Here is an 18,231-nt window from a genome sequence, read left to right on the forward strand (position 1 = left end):
TGAGCGCGCCCGAGTCGGGACGGGCGGACTCGATCAGCGCGGCGTGAGCAGCGCGGTGATCTTGTCCGAGGCATCCTTCGCGGCCTTCTGGTGATCCTCGCCCTGGAGCACAGCCGTCATATAGGCCTTGATGGGGTTTTTGGCCTCGACATCGGCCCACTGCGCAGAGTTGGGAGTGGCCTTGCTGCCCTCGGCTCGCGCTCCGGCCGCCATGGCCGCGGCGCTCTCGTGGCCGTTCGCGTCCACCGTGGCGAGGGACTTCTTGTTGGGCACGTAGTTCATCGTGCGGGCGAGGTCCTTCTGCCACCGCTCGCTGGCCAGTGCCGACACCACGTCGATAGCGGCGCTACGCTGCTTCGACCGCTCCGGAATGATCAGATCGGACCCGCCGGTGAAGACGGCGCCCGGCTTCTTGGCGGTGATGCCCGGTATGGAGAAGTAGCCGAGCTTGCCCTTCAGCTGGGGGTTGGCCTTCTCGATGACGGCCGCCGCACTGGGCGTGGAGATGATCTGGGCGACCTTGCCGCTGGCGAAGACGCCTTCCTGCGGTGGGGTGCGCTCATCGGCGTTCATGGGGCCCTTGCCGTGTGACTGGAGCTTCTTGTAGAAGTTCATGCCCCGCTTGGCCTCAGCGGTGTCGAGCGTGCCTTCCCAGGAGCCGCCCTTCTCCATGGCGAGGTTGCCGCCGTCCTCCCAGATGAACCCGGCCAGGGTGTACCAATCCTGCCCGGAGAGGTAGATGCCCTGGTTGCCGTTGCTGTTGAGCTTCTCCGACAGCTTCAGCCAGGCGGTACGGGTCTTGGGGACGTCCTTGATCCCGGCGTCCGCGAAGATGTTCTTGTTGTAGATGACCACACGGTTGGCGGCGTACCACGGGATGCCGTACTGCGAGCCGTTGATGTTCCCCGGCTGGGCCAGGCCCTCCAGCCAGTCTTCGCTACCGAGGTCGCGCACCGACTCCAAGGTGAGGTCCGTCAGCGCGTTGCTCTCCGCGTACTGGGGGACCTGGGTGTTGCCGACCTCGATGACATCGGGGGTGTCCTTGCCCTTGAGCGCGGCGTTGACCTTCTCCCCGATGCCGTTCCAGCCCTGGAAAGTGAACTTCAACTTCACCGAGGGATGGTCCTTCTTGTACTCCTTGGTGAAGCGGTCCAGGAACTCCTCCGTAACGCTGTCCTTCATCAGCCAGACCTGGACGGTGCGTGTGTCGGACCCGGTGCCCGGTATGAGCCCGCAGCCAGTGAGCGCGGCGGCGCACACAAGTGCGACGGACGGTTGGAGTGGGCGGATTTTCACAGCGTTCACCTAACGGAGGACATGGAATCGTGAACCCGATGGGGGGAAGCGTGCTCCAGGCTCGCACGGGTGTGGCTGGATTTTGGTATTCCACCAAAGAGCCGGTCAAGCCCCGAGCGATCTCTGACGTCTCGCGCGCACCCCGCAGGTGGGGCACGGTGGAGAGCGTGTAGCGAGAGTGTAGCGAGAGGAGTGTGGCGTCCATGTCGGATCACATCTATCGGGTCACCGAGATTGTCGGAACCTCGCATGAGGGCGTCGATCAGGCCATCCGCAACGGGATCAGTCGGGCGAACCAGACAGTTCGCGGGCTCGATTGGTTTGAAGTCACGCAGGTCAGAGGCCATATCGTCGAAGGCGAGATCGAGCACTACCAGGTGGGACTGAAGGTCGGATTCCGCCTCGAAGACGGCGACTGAACCTCTACCACCGACCCATGAGCGCCATTGATTCGGTGCTCAAGTGCGTCCATTCCGTAAGACAGTCGTGACATAGGCCGCGCGCCGGTGGTACGGCCGAGACGGTGCACGCGGCTTCAGCCCGGCTAGCGACCGCGCGCGAATACGGACTTCCGCAGGGGCCTTGACAACGGCCGAAAGACAGATGCTGGGGGACTGGATCCAGCGGGCGGGGCCAAGGGGCCTCACCCGGTCGGGCTCAGGGCCCCGGCCGGCCGGGAGCCGGCAGGCGCGCTCGCGCGACGCGAGGCACCGGCCTTCGCCTGTGCGCGGCTGTTCGCCGGCCTGCCTCGCGGTCAGGTACGTCCCTGGCGCTCCTGCGCGTCCCGCATGGCTGCGCCCGTGGCGTCGGCGGCCCAGGTGACGGGTACGACGGAGAAACCGGCCCGCTTGGCGTCGATACACACCAACTCGTCGTCGTCCACCAGCATCCGGACCTCCCGCCGCTGCCCCAGCCGCTTCAGGGTCTCCAACTTGGTGGTGCGGGCGGGCCTGCGGTCGTTGTTGCGGCGCATATGAATGTCCCCGCTGGGGAGTCCCTGCGCCGCCAGCCATGCCGCCGTGTCCCTGCGGCATCGCTCGGGCCGACCGGTCAGATAGATGACCTCGCACTCTTGCGCGGCGCTACGGCAGAGCTGAACGCCTTCGGCGAGCGGCGGGTCCTGGGGAGCCGCCGCGAAGAAGCCGTCCCAGTCACGGGGGCTGCGCTCCAGGAAGTGCTGGCGATGCGCGGAGTCCGCGAGCGTGCCGTCGAGGTCGAAGATGGCCAGTGGCTTGGCGTCGTGTGTCACACCATCAGCCTAGGGCTGCCGGGTAATCCCTGACGGGTGGGTGATGGAGAGGCCCCCGGGGGGCACTGCCGCCCGCCCGGCGGCACCGCGGAACGGTCCTGGGCCTGGATACGGAATGCGTACTGCCGCCACCAGGGGCTCCGGGTGGCCCACAGCAGCGCTTGAGCACGCCGAGCCCATCGCACGGTGCCAGGCTATCGCGCTCCCCCTGGATACGCGCCGCACAGATCCGCTGAGGACGGGGCGGGCGGATGGCTGCTGGTCAGACTCTGGTAGGGCCTGACCAGCGGCAACAACTAGAATGAAGCGTTATGCACAGCTCTTCGGGCGCGCCCGGGCCCACCGACCCGTATGTCCGGGTACGCGGGGCCAGCGAGCACAATCTGCGCAATGTCGATGTGGACATCCCCCGCGATGCCCTCGTCGTCTTCACCGGCGTCTCCGGTTCGGGCAAGTCCTCGCTCGCCTTCGGCACGGTCTACGCCGAGGCCCAACGGCGCTACTTCGAGTCCGTCGCGCCCTACGCCCGTCGGCTGATCCACCAGGTGGGCGCGCCGGCGGTGGGAGAGATCTCCGGACTTCCGCCGGCGGTCTCGCTGGAACAGCGCCGCTCATCGCCCACCTCCCGATCGTCGGTCGGTACGGTGACCACGCTCTCCAACTCCCTGCGGATGCTGTTCTCCCGGGCGGGCGACTATCCGGTGGGCGCCGAACGCCTCGACTCCGACGCCTTCTCCCCGAACACCGTCGCGGGGGCATGTCCCGAGTGCCAGGGCATGGGACTGGTCCATGACACCCGGGAGGAACTGCTGGTCCCCGATCCCTCGCTGTCCATCCGCGAGGGTGCGATCGCGGCGTGGCCGGGGGCGTGGCAGGGCAAGAACCTGCGCGATGTCCTGGACGCGCTCGGATACGCCGTGGACCGACCCTGGCACACACTGGACCGAAAGGACCGCGACTGGATTCTCTTCACCGAGGAGCAACCGGTGGTCACCGTGCATCCGGTACGGGAGGCCGGTCGGATCCAACGCCCTTACCAGGGTACGTATACGAGTGCGCGACGCTATGTGCTGCACACCTTCGCGGATTCCAAGAGCACGACCCTGCGCGCCCGCGCTGAACGCTTTCTGAGCAGTTCTCCCTGCCCGGTGTGCCACGGCGGTCGGCTGCGCCCCGAGTCGCTGGCCGTCACCTTCTCGGGGCGGACCATCGCGGGTCTGGCGGGTCTACCGCTCACCGAGCTGGTGGGGGTACTCGGCGCGGCCCACGGGGATGAGACCACCCGGGTGCTCACCAACGACCTCCTTGCACGGATCGATCCGGTACTGGAGTTGGGTCTGGGGTATCTCAGCCTGGACCGGGCTGCGCCCACCCTCTCCAGTGGAGAGCTCCAGCGGCTACGGCTGGCGACCCAACTGCGCTCGGGGCTCTTCGGAGTGGTCTACGTCCTGGACGAGCCGTCGGCCGGGCTCCATCCGGCGGACACCCAGGCGCTGCTGAAGGTTCTGACCCGGCTCAGGGCAGCGGGCAACTCGGTGTTCGTGGTGGAACACCACCGTGAGGTGATGCGGGGTGCGGACTGGATCGTCGATGTGGGGCCGGGGGCGGGCGAACACGGTGGGCGGGTACTGCACAGCGGGCCGCCCCGGCAGCTCGCCCAGGTGGAGGAATCGGTGACCCGCCGCTTCCTCTTCGCCCCCGCTCCCGCGCTGGGCCCCGTTCCCGGCCATCCGGTGCGCAAGCCCTCCGGATGGCTGCACATCGGTCCGGTGACACGGCACAATCTACGATCGGTCAGGGCCCGGGTCCCCCTGGGCGTTCTGACGGCGATCACCGGTGTGTCCGGGTCGGGGAAGTCCACACTGGTCGCGGCGATCACCGCCGATCTCCCCGGCGCCGACCGTCTTGTCACGGTGGACCAGAAACCCATCGGCCGTACTCCCCGCTCCAATCTGGCCACGTACACCGGACTGTTCGACGCGGTGAGAAGACTGTTCGCGGCCACGGAGGAGGCGGTGGCGCGCGGCTATCGGGCGGGACGGTTCTCCTTCAATGTGGCAGGTGGACGGTGTGAGGCCTGCCAGGGCGAGGGTTTCATCTCGGTCGAACTGCTCTTTCTGCCCAGCACCTACGCCCCGTGCCCCCACTGCCGGGGTGCCCGCTACAACCCGCAGACACTGGAGGTGCGCTACCGGGGGTTGACCATCTCCGAGGTGTTGGACCTCTCGGTGGAGTCGGCGGCGGGTTTCTTCGCGGATGTCCCCCCGGCCGCCCGCGCCCTGAACACCCTCCTGGAAGTGGGGCTCGGTCATCTGCGGCTGGGACAGCCCGCGACCGAACTGTCGGGAGGCGAGGCACAGCGGATCAAACTGGCGTCCGAGCTGCAGCGGCTACGCCGGGACCACACCCTGTATGTCCTGGACGAGCCGACGACCGGGCTGCATCCCGCCGATGTGGAGGTGCTGATGCGTCAGTTGAACGGGCTGGTGGACGCCGGACACTCGGTGGTCATCGTGGAACACGACATGGATGTGGTCGCGGGTGCGGACTGGGTCATCGATCTGGGACCGGGTGGCGGTGACGCGGGTGGGCGGATCGTTGCCGCGGGGACGCCGGAGAGGGTGGCAGCAACGGCGGGCAGCCGCACTGCCCCCTATCTGGCAGCCGGGCGACGAGGGAATCCCATCGCACCGTAACCGGCCCTGGCCGTGGCAGGCGCAGACACCTCTTGAGCGCGAGGGTCAGCACCAACCATCCGCGGCGGCGTCGGAAAGCGGACCCATCGGCCGCGCGACCAAGGTGAGCGGTGGTTATCGCCTGACTTTCCGGTTCGCCCGCAGCCATTGCCTGTTCATGGCGGCGATCGAAGGCAGTGGGATGCCCTTGGGGCAGGCGGTGGCGCACTCACCGGTCAAGGTGCAGCCGCCGAAGCCCTCCGCGTCCATGGTGGCGACCATGTCGAGCACCCGGGTCTCGCGTTCGGGGGCGCCCTGCGGGAGCACATTGAGGTGGTTCACCTTCGCTGAGGTGAACAACATCGCCGAACCATTGGGGCAGGCCGCGACACATGCCCCGCAGCCAATGCACTCGGCGTGCTCGAAGGCGAAGTCGGCGTCCGGTTTGGGCACCGGCGCGGCATGGGCTTCCGGGGCGGCGCCGGTGGGAGCACTGATGTACCCGCCGGCCTGGATGATTCGGTCGAAGGCCGACCGGTCCACCACCAGGTCCTTGATCACCGGGAAGGCGGACGCCCGCCAGGGCTCGATGTCGATGGTGTCGCCATCGGCGAAGGAACGCATATGGAGCTGGCAGGTGGTGGTGCGTTCCGGGCCGTGCGCATCGCCGTTGATGACCAGGCTGCAGGCACCGCAGATGCCTTCGCGGCAGTCGTGGTCAAAGGCGACGGGGTCCTCACCGCGCAGGATGAGTTCCTCGTTGAGGGTGTCGAGCATCTCCAGGAAGGACATGTCCGCGGAGATGTTGTCGACCTCGTAGGTCGCCATGGCGCCGGGGGCGTCGGCGCCGCGCTGGCGCCAGACGCGCAGATTGAGCTTCATGCGTAGCTCCGCTGAGTGGGGTGGACGTACTCGAAGACGAGGTCTTCCTTGTGCAGGACCGGGGGCTCTCCGCTGCCGCCGAACTCCCAGGCCGCGGCGTAGCCGAACTCGTCGTCCCGACGGGCCGCCTCGCCGTCGGGGGTCTGCGACTCCTCACGGAAGTGGCCGCCGCAGGACTCACTGCGGTGCAGGGCGTCGACGCACATCAGTTCGGCGAGCTCCAGATAGTCGACGATGCGGTTGGCCTTCTCCAGCGACTGGTTGAACTCCTCCCCCACACCGGGGACCTTGATCCGGCGCCAGAACTCCTCGCGGATCTGGGGGATGCGATCGAGGGCCTTGCGCAGCCCCTGTTCGGTGCGGGCCATTCCGCAGAACTCCCACATCAACTCGCCCAACTCCCGGTGGAAGGAGTCCGGCGTGCGGTCGCCATCGACGGAGAGCAGCAGGTTGAGTCGGTCCTCCGTGGCGGCGATGACCTCGGCGGCCTCCGGATGGGAGGCGTCCGGCTTGTCGCCCAACGGGGCACGGGCGAGATAGTCGTTGATCGTGGACGGCAGGACGAAGTAGCCGTCGCCGAGGCCCTGCATCAACGCGGAAGCGCCCAGCCGGTTGGCGCCGTGGTCGGAGAAGTTGGCTTCGCCGATGGCGAAGAGGCCCGGCACGGTGGTCTGGAGGTCGTAGTCGACCCACAGTCCGCCCATCGTGTAGTGCACGGCCGGGTAGATCCGCATCGGCACCTCGTAGGGGTTCTCCGCGGTGATCTGCGCGTACATGTCGAAGAGGTTGCCGTACTTCTCCTCGACCTTGGCCCTGCCCATCCGGGCGACCGCGTCGGCGAAGTCGAGATAGACGCCCTGTCCGCCGGGGCCTACGCCGCGGCCTTCGTCGCAGACGTTCTTCGCCGCGCGGGAGGCGATGTCCCGGGGTACGAGGTTGCCGAAGGAGGGGTAGATGCGCTCCAGGTAGTAGTCGCGCTCGTCCTCGGGAATCTCATGGGCGGGCCGCTGGTCGCCCTGCGCCTTGGGCACCCAGATGCGGCCGTCGTTGCGGAGCGACTCGCTCATCAGCGTCAGCTTGGACTGGTGCTCGCCGGTGCGCGGAATGCAGGTGGGGTGGATCTGGGTGAAGCAGGGGTTGGCGAAGTACGCACCGCGGCGATGGGCCCGCCAGATGGCGGTGGCGTTGGAGTTCATGGCGTTCGTCGACAGATAGAACACATTGCCGTAGCCACCGCTCGCTAGGACGACCGCGTCGGCGAAGTGGCTGGAGACCTCGCCCGTGACCAGATCCCTGGCGACGATGCCGCGCGCCCGTCCGTCGATGACGATGAGGTCGAGCATCTCGGTCCGCGGGTGGATGTTGACACTGCCGGCGGCGATCTGCCGGGACAGCGCCTGGTAGGCGCCGAGGAGGAGTTGCTGACCCGTTTGACCGCGGGCGTAGAAGGTGCGGGAGACCTGGACACCGCCGAAGGAACGGGTGTCGAGGAGTCCGCCGTACTCCCGGGCGAAAGGAACTCCTTGGGCCACACACTGGTCGATGATCTCCACCGAGATCTGGGCGAGCCGGTGCACATTGGATTCACGCGCCCGGAAGTCACCGCCCTTGACGGTGTCGTAGAAGAGCCGGTGTACCGAGTCGCCGTCGTTGCGGTAGTTCTTGGCGGCGTTGATACCGCCCTGGGCGGCGATGGAGTGGGCACGGCGCGGGGAGTCCTGGTAGCAGAACTGCTCTACGTGGTAACCCTGCTCGCCGAGGGTCGCGCCCGCCGCTCCGCCGGCCAGTCCCGTACCGACGACGATCACGGTGTGCTTGCGGCGATTGGCGGGGTTGACCAGCTTCGCCTCGAAGCGGCGGCGATCCCACCGCTCGGCGATCGGCCCGTCGGGAGCCTTGCTGTCGAAGAGCGGATCGCCGATCGTGTACTGGGTGTAGTCCGTGCTGCTCATCTCAGCTCACCACTCCGGTCATAACGGCTACGGGTACGGCTATGAAGCCCGCGGTCAGCACCAGCGCGAGCCCGTTGGCGATGGCCTTGAGGGCGCGATCGCGCGATGCGCTGCCGACGCCGAGGGTCTGGGCGGCGCTCCAGAAGCCATGGCGGATGTGCAGACCGATGGCGAGCATCGCCGTGATGTAGATGACGTTGCCGTACCAGGTGGAGAAGGTGGCGACCACGTTCTCGTACGGACGTCCTGGCTGTGCGTTCTCATTCACCGTGAGGGTCGTGAGGTCAAGGATGTGCCAGACGATGAAGAGGGCGACGATGATCCCGCCCCAGCGCATGGTGCGGGTGGCGTAGCTGGCGCGCTTGCGCTGGTGCACGTACTTCTTGGGCCGTGCCTTGATGTCCCGCTTGCTGAGCTGGTACGCGGAGACCGCGTGGGCCACCACCGCGGCGAGCAGCACCACCCGGACGATCCACAGGGCCCACTCCTGGTGCAGGACCGGGGCGCCCATCGTGCGCAGCCAGTGGCCGTACTCGTTGAACTCCGCGGGGCCGAAGAACACCTTGAGGTTGCCCATCACATGGGCGACGAGATAGCCCAGCATGAGCAGGCCGCTGACGGCCATGACCACTTTCTTGCCGACCGTCGATCCCCAGAAGGAGCGCTTGGGGGGCGGTTTGCGCACCGCGCTCCCGTTGTCCGTCCGTGTTGCCAGAGCCATGGGGGAAAGGTAGGGCTACCAGAGTCAAGAGGTCCAAGACATGATCCGGCTCATCTCCATAGTCATGTCCTATCGTACAAGCATGCAGCTACAACAGCTCCTCTACTTTGTGGCCGTGGCCGAGACTCGTCACTTCACCCATGCCGCCGAAAGCGTGCATGTCGCCCAGCCCTCGCTCTCCCAGCAGATTCGGGCATTGGAGACGGAGCTGGGCGCCGAACTGTTCAGTCGGGCCCGTGGCAATATCTCGCTCACGGAAGCGGGCGAGACCCTGCTACCGCTCGCTCGGCGCATCCTGGCGGACGCCGACACCGCCCGGCATGAGGTGCAGGAGCTGGTCCAGCTGCGCCGTGGCCGGGTGCGGCTGGGGGCGACCCCGAGCCTGTGCACGGGGCTGCTCCCCGATGTGCTGCGGGTCTTCCACGATCGGCATCCCGGCATTCGGCTCCTGATCGAGGAGGGCGGCTCGCACGACCTCGTACGCGAGCTGGCACGCGGCGCGCTCGACCTGGCGCTGGTCGTGCTTCCGTTGCCACCCGGGTCCCCGGCCCTGACCACGGTGGAACTGCTCCGGGAGGATCTGGTGGTGGTGTCAGCGGCCTCGGTGAAGGCTCCGCGCCGACCGGTGCGGATCGGGGATCTACGGGATCAGCCCCTGGTGATGTTCCGACACGGGTACGACCTGCGGGAGCTGACCGTGGCGGCCTGCCGGGCTGCGGGGTTCGAACCGGGTTTCACGGTGGAGGGCGGGGAGATGGACGCCGTGCTCGGGTTCGTCCGGGCCGGCCTCGGCATGGCGGTGGTGCCGAGCATGGTGGCGGGGCGTGCCGGTCCGGGGCTACGGGTCACCCCGTTGGCGCGCCCGGGGCTGCGGCGGACGATCGCGCTGGCGCATCGCAGCGATGTTGCTCCACCGCGGGCGGCGCGCGAGCTCCAGCGGGTGTTGCTGGCGTCCCCAGCGGCTGGGTGAGCCCGCCGGACTGGGCGGTCTCCCCCGCGCGCCGGCGGTGGGTGCCGCGCGGGTCTTCCACCGGGCGCCGGGCGTGAGCGCCGAACCGGTGGTGGGCAGCCCGGTGGGGGCAGAGCTCAGCCGTTGCGGCGGCATCGCGGGCACTCAGAGCGCACCGGCCCCATGGCGTCCGGCAGCTCGGCCAGGTACCTCCTCGCGGGAAGGACGGGTCCGGAGCCACCGTGGAGATGGCTCCGGACCTCAGGAGACGGAGAAGTCAGACGGCGTCGGCGAGGGAGAGCGCGTGCAGCTTCTCGGGCGGCCCTGGCCTCGCGTAGTACCAGCCCTGGGCGGTGTCACAGCCCAGCTCCCGCAGCTGGTCCGCCTGCGCCCCCGTCTCCACCCCCTCCACCGTGACCGCCAGCTCCAGACTGTGCGCGAGCGAGACGATCCCCTCGACGATCTTCAGATCGACGGGGTCCACCGGGAGGTGCTGCATTCCCTTGGTGAAGGATCGGTCCAGCTTGAGGATGCTCACGGGGAGTCTGCGAAGGTTCGCCAGGTTGGAGTAGCCGGTGCCGAAGTCGTCCAGGGCGATGTCGACGCCCAGTTCGGCGAGCTGACGCAGCGGCCTGAGCAGGCCCTCGTCCGCGCCGATCAACGCCGACTCGGTGACTTCCAGGCAGAGCGAGCCGGGCGCGAGCCCTGACCCTTCGAGGACCGCCACCGTCTCCTTGACCAGGCCGGGGTGCTGGAGCTGGGTCGGTGAGAGGTTCACATTGATCCGTACCGGCCCGAGGTCGGCGTGGTGCTCCTGCCAGTACCGCGCCTGTCGTACCGCTTCCTGGAGCACCCAGCGCCCGAGCGGAATGATCAGCCCGGTGTGCTCGGCGAGCGGAATGAACTGGTCCGGCCCGAGCACACCATGCTGGGGATGGCACCAGCGGACCAGTGCTTCAGCTCCGTGCACCTTGCCGTCGCACATGTCCACCAGGGGCTGGTACTCGATGAAGAACTCACCGCGCTCCAGCGCCGCGGGCAGTGCGGTCGTCAGTCCGTGCCGTGTGATGGCACGGGCGTCCGCCTCGGGGTCCGCGGTCTCATAGCGGTTGCCGCCCGCGGACTTCGCCCGGTACATCGTGATGTCGGCACTGCGCAGGACCTCCGCGGTGGTGCGTTCGCCCGCGGGTCCCTCCACGATGCCTATGGAGCCGCGGACGGTGAACTCCCGGCCGTCCACCCTGATGGGTGAGGCCAGGGCGGAGAGGATGCGGGCGGCCAGCTCATCGACCTCGTGCTCGGTGTCGGGCCCGGTGGTCAGGGCCACGAACTCGTCGCCGCCGAGTCGCGCCACCATCTCGCCGGGTGCCGTGGCACAGCTCTGCAGCCGGTCAGCGACCTCGACGAGCAGACGGTCGCCCGTCGCATGGCCCAGGCTGTCGTTGACGGCCTTGAACCCGTCGAGGTCCAGATAGCACAGGCCGAACCGGGAACCCTCACCGCCGGAGAGCGCTTTCTCAAGCCGCTCGAAAAACAGCGTCCTGTTGGGCAGTCCGGTCAGCGCGTCGTGGGTGGCCTCATAGCGAAGCCGCAGGTGGAGGAGCCGACGTTCGGTGGTGTCCTCCAGCAGCGCGAGTTGGTACTGGGGGCGGCCGTCGGCGTCCCGAAGCAGGGAGACCGTGAGATTGGTCCACAGCACCGTGCCGTCGTTGCGGAAGAAGGGCTTCTCGACCCGGAAGTGCTCACGCTCGCCCCGGACCAGCTCCCGGTAGAGCTGCCAGACATGCGGTCGGTCCTCGGGGTGCGACCACTCGGTGACCTTCTTCCCGCGGACATGCTGCTCCAGACCGCCGAACATCCGGGTGAGGGTCTCGTTGACCTCCAGGATGTTGCCTTCGAGATCGGCGATGGCGATGCCTATGGCAGCGCCCTCGAAGACCGCGCGCAGCCGGGTCTCGGTGGCGTGCAGCGCACTCACCGCCGCGTTGCGGGCCGCGAGGGAGGAGTGTGCGATGGCTTCCTGCTCGGCACGGGTGCGCTCGCGCAACCCGTAGGCGTACCCCGCGGCGAGTGCGTGTTGCAGTCGGGCGCAGCGGGCGCGGCTGTCCTCGGCGGCCTGGTCCGCGCCGCGGCCCTCGACGCCGGGGTCACCGCAGTAGAGCACGAGATAGGCGTCGATCACACCGAGTGTGCGGCTGAGCGCCTCGGGGTCGGTGCAGTGGGCGTCGATGAGCGCGCCCCCGATCTTCTGCACCGCGCGGGCGTCAAAGGTGTGTGCGTGCAGTGATTCGCTCAACTGGCGGGCCAGCGGGAGGAGATGCTGCTCGATCTCCACGCGGGTGAGTGAGGTCGCCGTCACGGGGAAGACGGCCCGGCTCCAGATGGTCGCGAATCGGCGGAGTCTATCCTCAAGGCCGTCCGGGTCTGCCGCGGAACCCGACACCTCCGACGGAGCCATCACGCCTTGCGCCCCACCCCGGCGAAGCCTGCGAAGGCATACGGGTCTTCCTGCTCGGTGGGGCTGTCCGGCCGCCACTGTGGCATGGACACCAGACCGGGCTCGACCATCTCGTACCCCTCGAAGAAATTTGCAATTTGCTCACGCGAACGTGATATCAGTGGACTGCGGGTCCCCCGGTAGACACCGACCACGCCCTCGGCCTGTTCCCTCGGTACCGGGACGGTGTCATACGACATATGCGTGACAGCGATCAGACTGCCAGACGGTAGGGCGTCCCGCAGTTGCCGTACCGCCTTGTACGGGTCTTCCTCGTCATCGACGAAGTGGAGCACGGCAAGGAGGAGCAGCGCCACCGGCTGGTTCAGATCCAGCACTTCGGCAACTTCGGGGCTTTCCAGGATCTGTTGGGGTCTGCGCAGGTCAGCGGCGAGGACGGTGGCTTTGGGGTCATCCCCGAGAACGGCTTGGCCATGTGCAACGGCAACCGGATCGTGATCGACGTACACGACGCATGCGTCGGGGTCGGCGTTCCGTGCCACCTCGTGCACATTCCCGAAGGTGGGAATTCCGGACCCTATGTCGAGGAACTGGGTAACGCCCCTGCCGACGGCGAAATTCACCACCCGCCGCATGAAAGCACGGTTGGCCTGCATCGCCTTGGGGAGTCCTGGCATGAACTCCAGGACCTTGCGAGCCGCCTCACGATCGACCTCGAAATTATGCGAACCGCCCAGGTAATAGTCGTACATTCGGGACACGCTCGGCACCGATATGTCGATGCCCGGCGGGGCCCAGGCGGGACGCTCCATCGATGTCTCCAACCAAGTCGCCACGGGGAACCGGCCATGTGCACGGCCAGTGTTCGAGCCGAGGCTACTGATCGCTCGCCAATTGGGCGAGTCCAAACGGAAATTCGCGGTCCGTTCTTGGTCACATGGTGGGTGCACGGCAACCGGCCCGCCGTCACGCCCAGGCGTGAGACGGGCCGGCTGAAGCCGGATGCCACCGCGTGGTGACTACTTGGGAGCTCCCACCAGCTTGCCCTGCGAGGTCACGGCGAACCAGGTACCGCCCACGCCCTGCCCGTTGATGTCACCGGGCTTGGTGTCACCCGAGAAGGTGTAGAGCGGCCAGCAGTCGATGGTCTGCTGTTTGATCCCATCGGGACGATTGAAGGTAACGAAGCCCTTCTTCAAGATTCCCTTGGTGCTGTTCTTGTCGACGGGGGCAACAACCGGCCATTTCTGGAGGCAATCGCCCGTGCACGCCGTCTTCATGGGCCAGGCCGAGTCCTTCTTGAACCGATAGACGGTCATACCGTTCTTATCAATGACGATCTCGCCCAGCTTGGGATCCTGACGAGTGGAGAGTCCGGCCGGGTCAACGGGCTGACTCGGATTGGCGGCGCCGCCGTCACCCGCTCCGGCCTGAGCCTTCTTGCCATCAGGGGCGGAGGCGAACCAGATACCGCCGACGCCCTGTCCCTTGATATCCCCGGCCTTGGTGTCCTTGGCGAAGCGGTACATCGGCCAACCGCCGATGGTCAGCTGCTTGGAGCCGTCGGTGCGGGTCACCTCACCCAGTGCTGAGGCGTCGATGCCGGGCGCCGATGAGGTGCCGGCCGCGGCGACCACGGGCCAGGCCTTCGCGCAGTCGCCATCGCAATTCGACTTCGGCGGCGACGCGGTGTCGTTGTCGAAGCGGTAGAGCGTGAAGCCCGCGCTGTCGGTGACTATCTTGCCCAGCTCCGGGCTCTGACGGACGGCGAGTTGCCCGGCCGGCTTGGCCGCCACCCCCTGGGGGCTGGCACCGGAGCCGTAGTCGTTTCCGTAGGCACCACCGTTGGCGGCGGGCTGCGCGGGACTCGCCGCCCCCACGGACTGGCTGCCGTTCTGGTCGTTGCCCTTGTCCTGACCGCACGCCGTCGTCAGCACGAGTACGGCCGCTGCAGTCACCGCGAGCGAGGCGTTACGCCAGGTGTTCATGTCCACTCCCCAAATTCCTGTGAGCCTGATGCGACGCCCGTCCGCGTCGTTCATGGCCCTAGGTACGGGCTGGAGACAGGGATGTGTTCAATGCCGGCGAAAAATTCTTCGAGAAGGTTTTCTCCTGCTTCCCCGACGCGGACCGGCCCTACGGGCCCGGCTTCCCGGGGCAACGGTGCTGAACAGCGGTTCAGCAAAATCCGCGGTGCGCTCGCTCGGACGACAGCGCACCGCCGCGACTCCCGCCCGGGCATCCGACAACCATGACGGAGGCTCCACCTCCGTTACGGCCGGGCTCTGCCGAATGCCCTCTGCCGCGTTCTCGACTGCCCCACCGACCCCGACTGCCATGCCGATCCCGACTGCCCCACCGATCCCGACCGATACGCCGGACCCGCGCACCGCCCCGATTCCGTCAGCCGATCCGAACCCGCAGCCGATCCGAACCCGCAGCCGGTCCGGTGGGGCGACCCCGCCCCGAAGGCCACCTCGGGTACGAGGACCTCAGGCCCAGGCCCACCACGGCTCGCCGCCACCTTCGAGGTCCGTGACCGCCGGACGGCGGTACCGGAGGACCCTCCGGCCGCCCTACCCGATCCGGCCAAGAGGCCGACCTACGTCAGAAAGCCGTCCCCGGAAGGGAGGACACACCCCCGAGTCCCCCTCGCGGGCTAGTGGAATGCCCCATTCGCACGACAGCGATAGCGGACATCCAGCAGCGCTCTTAGCGTTTCGGTCATCGAGGGGCAATTCCCTGCCTTCTGTGGAAATCGGTTCCGCGTCTGCTCCTCGGGGACCCGGAGGAATCACCATGCGCGCGATACGTGCTGCGTCCGCCGCACTGCTGGGCGCCACCGCACTCGGCCTGGTCGCAGCCCCCCTCGCGGCTGCCGTCGACAACCAGACGTCGCCCTACTTCACGGTCAGCCCCTCGACGGTCGCGCCGGGCGGACGGGTGGCGCTCTCCGCCAGCGGTTGCAACACCACGGCCACGGCGTCGTCCGGCCTCTTCGACGCAGTGACCATTCGGCCCGGCACCTCCGCGGTGGCCACGGTCGACCCCACTGCCCGGGCGGGCGCCCAGTACTCGGTGCAGTTCACTTGCGGAAGTCAGCGGGGCAGCTTCAATGTGACGATCGCGGGCGGGCGCTCAACACCGACCACGAGTTCCACCGCCACCACATCCGCCGCCCCCACCACGACCCCTTCGGGTGTCCAGGGTGGCCTCGGCGGCAGTGTCGAGGAGATGGATGCCAAAGCGATCGCCATGGGCGCCGCTCTGGTGCTGGCCGCGGCGACCACCACGGTCTTCGTCGTCCGAAGGCGCGTGTACGGCCACCGGCACTGACCGTCCGGTGTCCGCAGCCCGACCACCGAGGCCATCACCTGTGCCCATCCGAGCGCCGACGCCCGTTGCCCTGATCCTCACCCGGGATCAGGGCAACGGGCATGGGGCCTGCGAAGCGGTCGCAGAGGCGGAGGTACGGGTCAGACTTTGGCGCCGACCGTACGGCGGCGACGCGCGATGAACAGTGTGCCGCCGATGGCCGCGGTGGACACCAGACCGGCGCCGATCGCCATCTCGGTCGAGCTGGGGCTCATTGAGCCACCGAGGCCGCCCTGGGCCCCTCGCCCGGAGAGCACGGTGAACTGTGCGGTCGCCACGTTCCGGTTGTTGTTGCATCTGACCGCGAGGTTGTAGTGACCCGGTGAGGCGTGGTCATGGATCCGAGCAGTGGCGGTCGAGGTGTTCTCCCGGTTGTTCTCGCGATTGTCGCCCCGGTTGTCGCCCCGGTTGTCACCTCGGTTGTCGCCTCTGTTGTCACCTCGGTTGTCGCCCCTGTTGTCACCCCGTTGGGCGGAGAGGTTGACCTGGGAGAAGGCGTTGGATGCGACCGTGCCACCCCGGTTGCAGCCATGGACAGTGATCGTCAGGATGCCGCCCTGGTGAACGGCGTGCGGGTTGACGGAGACATGGACCTGGCTGTTGTCCTGGCTATCGCCGCCCGCGGCGGCCAGCGGGGCCGAGAGTCCGACCGCCGCGCAGGTGACCGCCGCCAGTGCGAGAGCGCGTGAAGCACGCATCGTGAACCTCCAGAGAAGACGCACCGAAGCGGCGCTCCGGGAATTTCGACGAGTACGCCTTCCATGACGAACACTCACTGGGTCCGCCATTCCCCGCATTTCGGCACTGGTCCACCCCGGTGAGCCCACACCCCAACGACACGCCGAGGAGATCTGACGGAGTCGCAGGTCACAGACCGTCAGAACTCCTATCTGGCTGGTTGACACGGATGGGCCACCCCAAACGGCCGTCGCCACCCGTTCGCCATCCCCTCCTCGCCGCTCCGTTCGCGCTCACTTAGCGTGCGTACACGCGCCGGGGAAATATGACAGAGGAGAATCATGGGCGAGAGGCACAACGGCTCGGAGTCGCGCAAACGCTCGCCCTGGGGTGTGCTCGCCCTGGTGATGCTCACCGGGATCGCGCTGATGAAGAACGGTGTCGATGTCGCGCTGGGTCCTCCCCAACCCGCGGCGGCCGCCTCCCTCACCAGAACCAACGGCGAGACGTTCGCCCCCCTCGTACCCCCCAGGTCACTGGTTTTCGCGCCCGCCGAGCGGGTGCGTATCGCCTCCATCAAGGTGGATGCCCCGGTCATGAATGTGGGGCTGGACCCCGACGGGTGGATCGAGGCGCCGCCACCGCAGGACCGCAATATCGCCGGGTGGTACCAGAACGGTATCGCTCCTGGTCAGCGCGGTACCGCGGTCATCGTGGGCCATGTCGACAACCTCGGGGGGCCTGCCGTCTTCTACGGTCTCGGCTCGATCACCAAGGGCGAGCGGATCGAGGTTCCCCGGTTCGATGGGAAGACCGCGGTCTTCGAGGTGTACGGCGTGGAGGTCTTCGACAAGAACGACTTCCCGGCCGCCCAGGTGTACGGGGACACCGGATACGCCGAGCTGCGAGTGATCACCTGCGGCGGCGGCTACTCCAGGGCTGACGGCTACGACGGCAATGTGGTGGTCTTCGCCCGGATGGTCTCATCCCGTTGAGACACATCCCGTTGCGTCACTGACACCACCCAGCCCTGGTCCCTCCTGGGCGCTCCCCACTCGGTGGGCTCCCTGGGGAGGAGCCCACCGACGGCTCAGCGTCGCGGGACGGTGATCTGGTACCCGTCCTCCAACAGTCCGGGCAGATACCGTCGCAGCGCCTTGACGCTCTGGGAACGGTCACCGCCCGCGTCATGCGAGAGAACCACCACACCGGGCCCGGCTCCGTCCAGCACCCGGCGGACGATCGTTCCGGTGCCGGGTTCGGTCCAGTCGAGTGTGTCGACCGTCCAGGCCAGGGGCTCCATGCCCAACTCGGCGCCGATCTCGAAGGAGTGTCTGTTCCATGCGCCAAACGGGGCGCGGTACCACAACGGCGCCGACCCCAGCACTTCCTCCACCACCTCGCTGGTACTCCCCAGTTCGCTACGGATACGGGAAGGGGGCAGCCGGGGAATCAGCGGGTGCGACCAGGAGTGGTTGCCGATGACATGCCCGTCGTCAGCCATCTCCCGTAGCAGATCGCGGTTTGCCTCGGCCATCTCGCCGCAGACGAAGAACATGGCCTGTACGTCGTAGTCCCGCAGGGTCCGCAGAATGCCGGGGGTGTAGCGGGGGTCGGGCCCGTCGTCGAAGGTCAGCACCATGGTGCGGCCCGTCTCCGGGAGCTTGAGAAAGGGCTGTGTCCGTACCGGTGGCAAGGCTCGACGCAGCCGCGGCGGGCTGTACTCCGTCATGGGCTGCAACCGGTAGGACGAGGCCTTGACGGGTGGCCCCTGGGCGATCTGGGGTCCTCCCGCAGGCCTCGCCCCGGCGCCGGTCGATGTGCTGGCCCCGCTGCCAGGACGGGAGGTCACACTCCCGCCGGGAGACCTTGCCCCCTCGGTCATGAGCAGCCCTGCGGTGGCAGCCGCACCCAGGCAAGCGCCGATGCGGAGCACCGACCGGCGATCCAGTGGCGTCTGATCCTTCTTCATGACCAAACAGCTCGCACGGTCACC

At 67.7% G+C, this 18,231-nt stretch carries 15 protein-coding genes; 5 read left to right on the plus strand and 10 right to left on the minus strand.

Going from position 1 to position 18,231, the window contains the following annotated elements; translation table 11 throughout:
* Positions 1–33: 33 nt before the first annotated feature.
* Complete coding sequence (locus NBG84_RS14710; RefSeq protein WP_250920065.1) at positions 34–1,296, minus strand: extracellular solute-binding protein; 1,263 nt, start codon at positions 1,294–1,296, stop codon at positions 34–36.
* Between the two features lie 203 nt (positions 1,297–1,499).
* Here NBG84_RS14710 and NBG84_RS14715 point away from each other — a divergent pair, with 203 nt between their 5' ends.
* Positions 1,500–1,715, plus strand: coding sequence for a dodecin (locus NBG84_RS14715; RefSeq protein WP_250919873.1), 216 nt, complete (start codon positions 1,500–1,502; stop codon positions 1,713–1,715).
* 335 nt (positions 1,716–2,050) lie between these two features.
* Here NBG84_RS14715 and NBG84_RS14720 read toward each other — a convergent pair whose 3' ends face one another.
* Positions 2,051–2,545, minus strand: a complete 495-nt coding sequence (locus NBG84_RS14720) for a phosphatase domain-containing protein (protein ID WP_250919874.1) — start codon at positions 2,543–2,545, stop codon at positions 2,051–2,053.
* A gap of 311 nt (positions 2,546–2,856) precedes the next feature.
* On the opposite strand from NBG84_RS14720, the gene NBG84_RS14725 reads away from it, so the two are divergent.
* Entirely contained in the window at positions 2,857–5,241 is a 2,385-nt protein-coding gene (locus tag NBG84_RS14725) for an ATP-binding cassette domain-containing protein (protein WP_250919875.1), read from the plus strand.
* Between the two features lie 114 nt (positions 5,242–5,355).
* Here NBG84_RS14725 and NBG84_RS14730 read toward each other — a convergent pair whose 3' ends face one another.
* Genes NBG84_RS14730 through NBG84_RS14740 form a run of 3 tightly spaced genes read right to left on the minus strand, consistent with a single transcriptional unit; the run spans position 5,356 to position 8,775 of the window.
* Complete coding sequence (locus tag NBG84_RS14730) at positions 5,356–6,102, minus strand: succinate dehydrogenase/fumarate reductase iron-sulfur subunit (protein WP_250919876.1); 747 nt, start codon at positions 6,100–6,102, stop codon at positions 5,356–5,358.
* Entirely contained in the window at positions 6,099–8,054 is a 1,956-nt protein-coding gene (locus NBG84_RS14735) for a fumarate reductase/succinate dehydrogenase flavoprotein subunit (RefSeq protein ID WP_250919877.1), read from the minus strand. The genes NBG84_RS14730 and NBG84_RS14735 overlap by 4 nt, the downstream gene beginning before the upstream one ends.
* Before the next feature lies 1 nt (position 8,055).
* The gene (locus tag NBG84_RS14740) at positions 8,056–8,775 is read right to left on the minus strand and encodes a succinate dehydrogenase cytochrome b subunit (RefSeq protein WP_250919878.1); all 720 of its coding nucleotides are present in this window, start codon (positions 8,773–8,775) and stop codon (positions 8,056–8,058) included.
* 82 nt (positions 8,776–8,857) lie between these two features.
* Here NBG84_RS14740 and NBG84_RS14745 point away from each other — a divergent pair, with 82 nt between their 5' ends.
* The gene (locus NBG84_RS14745; RefSeq protein ID WP_250919879.1) at positions 8,858–9,745 is read left to right on the plus strand and encodes a LysR family transcriptional regulator; all 888 of its coding nucleotides are present in this window, start codon (positions 8,858–8,860) and stop codon (positions 9,743–9,745) included.
* A gap of 256 nt (positions 9,746–10,001) precedes the next feature.
* Here the strand turns inward: NBG84_RS14745 and NBG84_RS14750 are convergent, their stop codons facing one another.
* From NBG84_RS14750 to NBG84_RS14760, 3 genes are all read right to left on the minus strand, one after another.
* Positions 10,002–12,182 carry a putative bifunctional diguanylate cyclase/phosphodiesterase gene (locus tag NBG84_RS14750; RefSeq protein WP_250919880.1) on the minus strand — a complete coding sequence of 727 codons (2,181 nt, stop codon included), beginning with the start codon at positions 12,180–12,182 and terminating at the stop codon, positions 10,002–10,004.
* Positions 12,182–12,994 carry an SAM-dependent methyltransferase gene (locus NBG84_RS14755; RefSeq protein WP_250919881.1) on the minus strand — a complete coding sequence of 271 codons (813 nt, stop codon included), beginning with the start codon at positions 12,992–12,994 and terminating at the stop codon, positions 12,182–12,184. The genes NBG84_RS14750 and NBG84_RS14755 overlap by 1 nt, the downstream gene beginning before the upstream one ends.
* A 207-nt stretch (positions 12,995–13,201) precedes the next feature.
* Positions 13,202–14,170 (minus strand): SCO0930 family lipoprotein, encoded by a 969-nt coding sequence (locus tag NBG84_RS14760; RefSeq protein WP_250919882.1) that lies wholly within the window; start codon positions 14,168–14,170, stop codon positions 13,202–13,204.
* Positions 14,171–14,981: 811 nt separating this feature from the next.
* Here NBG84_RS14760 and NBG84_RS14765 point away from each other — a divergent pair.
* Positions 14,982–15,518, plus strand: a complete 537-nt coding sequence (locus tag NBG84_RS14765) for a hypothetical protein (protein ID WP_250919883.1) — start codon at positions 14,982–14,984, stop codon at positions 15,516–15,518.
* A 140-nt stretch (positions 15,519–15,658) separates the two neighbouring features.
* Here the strand turns inward: NBG84_RS14765 and NBG84_RS14770 are convergent, their stop codons facing one another.
* A complete protein-coding gene (locus NBG84_RS14770) occupies positions 15,659–16,255 on the minus strand; it encodes a hypothetical protein (RefSeq protein ID WP_250919884.1) in 597 nt (198 codons plus the stop codon).
* 321 nt (positions 16,256–16,576) lie between these two features.
* Here NBG84_RS14770 and NBG84_RS14775 point away from each other — a divergent pair, with 321 nt between their 5' ends.
* Positions 16,577–17,230 carry a class F sortase gene (locus tag NBG84_RS14775; protein WP_250919885.1) on the plus strand — a complete coding sequence of 218 codons (654 nt, stop codon included), beginning with the start codon at positions 16,577–16,579 and terminating at the stop codon, positions 17,228–17,230.
* Between the two features lie 95 nt (positions 17,231–17,325).
* Here the strand turns inward: NBG84_RS14775 and NBG84_RS14780 are convergent, their stop codons facing one another.
* Positions 17,326–18,207, minus strand: a complete 882-nt coding sequence (locus tag NBG84_RS14780) for a polysaccharide deacetylase family protein (RefSeq protein WP_250919886.1) — start codon at positions 18,205–18,207, stop codon at positions 17,326–17,328.
* Between the last annotated feature and the right edge of the window lie 24 nt (positions 18,208–18,231).

Origin of the sequence: Streptomyces albipurpureus (genome assembly GCF_023701525.1) — a bacterium.
Lineage (GTDB): Bacteria > Actinomycetota > Actinomycetes > Streptomycetales > Streptomycetaceae > Streptomyces > Streptomyces albipurpureus.

Coding starts and splice junctions, on each gene's coding strand:
- NBG84_RS14775 (WP_250919885.1), top strand. CDS start 16,577: ATGGGCGAGAGGCACAACGGCTCGGAGTCGCGCAAACGCTCGCCCTGG.
- NBG84_RS14745 (WP_250919879.1), top strand. CDS start 8,858: ATGCAGCTACAACAGCTCCTCTACTTTGTGGCCGTGGCCGAGACTCGT.
- NBG84_RS14760 (WP_250919882.1), bottom strand. CDS start 14,170: ATGAACACCTGGCGTAACGCCTCGCTCGCGGTGACTGCAGCGGCCGTA.
- NBG84_RS14735 (WP_250919877.1), bottom strand. CDS start 8,054: ATGAGCAGCACGGACTACACCCAGTACACGATCGGCGATCCGCTCTTC.
- NBG84_RS14765 (WP_250919883.1), top strand. CDS start 14,982: ATGCGCGCGATACGTGCTGCGTCCGCCGCACTGCTGGGCGCCACCGCA.
- NBG84_RS14750 (WP_250919880.1), bottom strand. CDS start 12,182: ATGGCTCCGTCGGAGGTGTCGGGTTCCGCGGCAGACCCGGACGGCCTT.
- NBG84_RS14780 (WP_250919886.1), bottom strand. CDS start 18,207: ATGAAGAAGGATCAGACGCCACTGGATCGCCGGTCGGTGCTCCGCATC.
- NBG84_RS14715 (WP_250919873.1), top strand. CDS start 1,500: ATGTCGGATCACATCTATCGGGTCACCGAGATTGTCGGAACCTCGCAT.
- NBG84_RS14730 (WP_250919876.1), bottom strand. CDS start 6,102: ATGAAGCTCAATCTGCGCGTCTGGCGCCAGCGCGGCGCCGACGCCCCC.
- NBG84_RS14755 (WP_250919881.1), bottom strand. CDS start 12,994: ATGGAGCGTCCCGCCTGGGCCCCGCCGGGCATCGACATATCGGTGCCG.
- NBG84_RS14770 (WP_250919884.1), bottom strand. CDS start 16,255: ATGCGTGCTTCACGCGCTCTCGCACTGGCGGCGGTCACCTGCGCGGCG.
- NBG84_RS14725 (WP_250919875.1), top strand. CDS start 2,857: ATGCACAGCTCTTCGGGCGCGCCCGGGCCCACCGACCCGTATGTCCGG.
- NBG84_RS14740 (WP_250919878.1), bottom strand. CDS start 8,775: ATGGCTCTGGCAACACGGACGGACAACGGGAGCGCGGTGCGCAAACCG.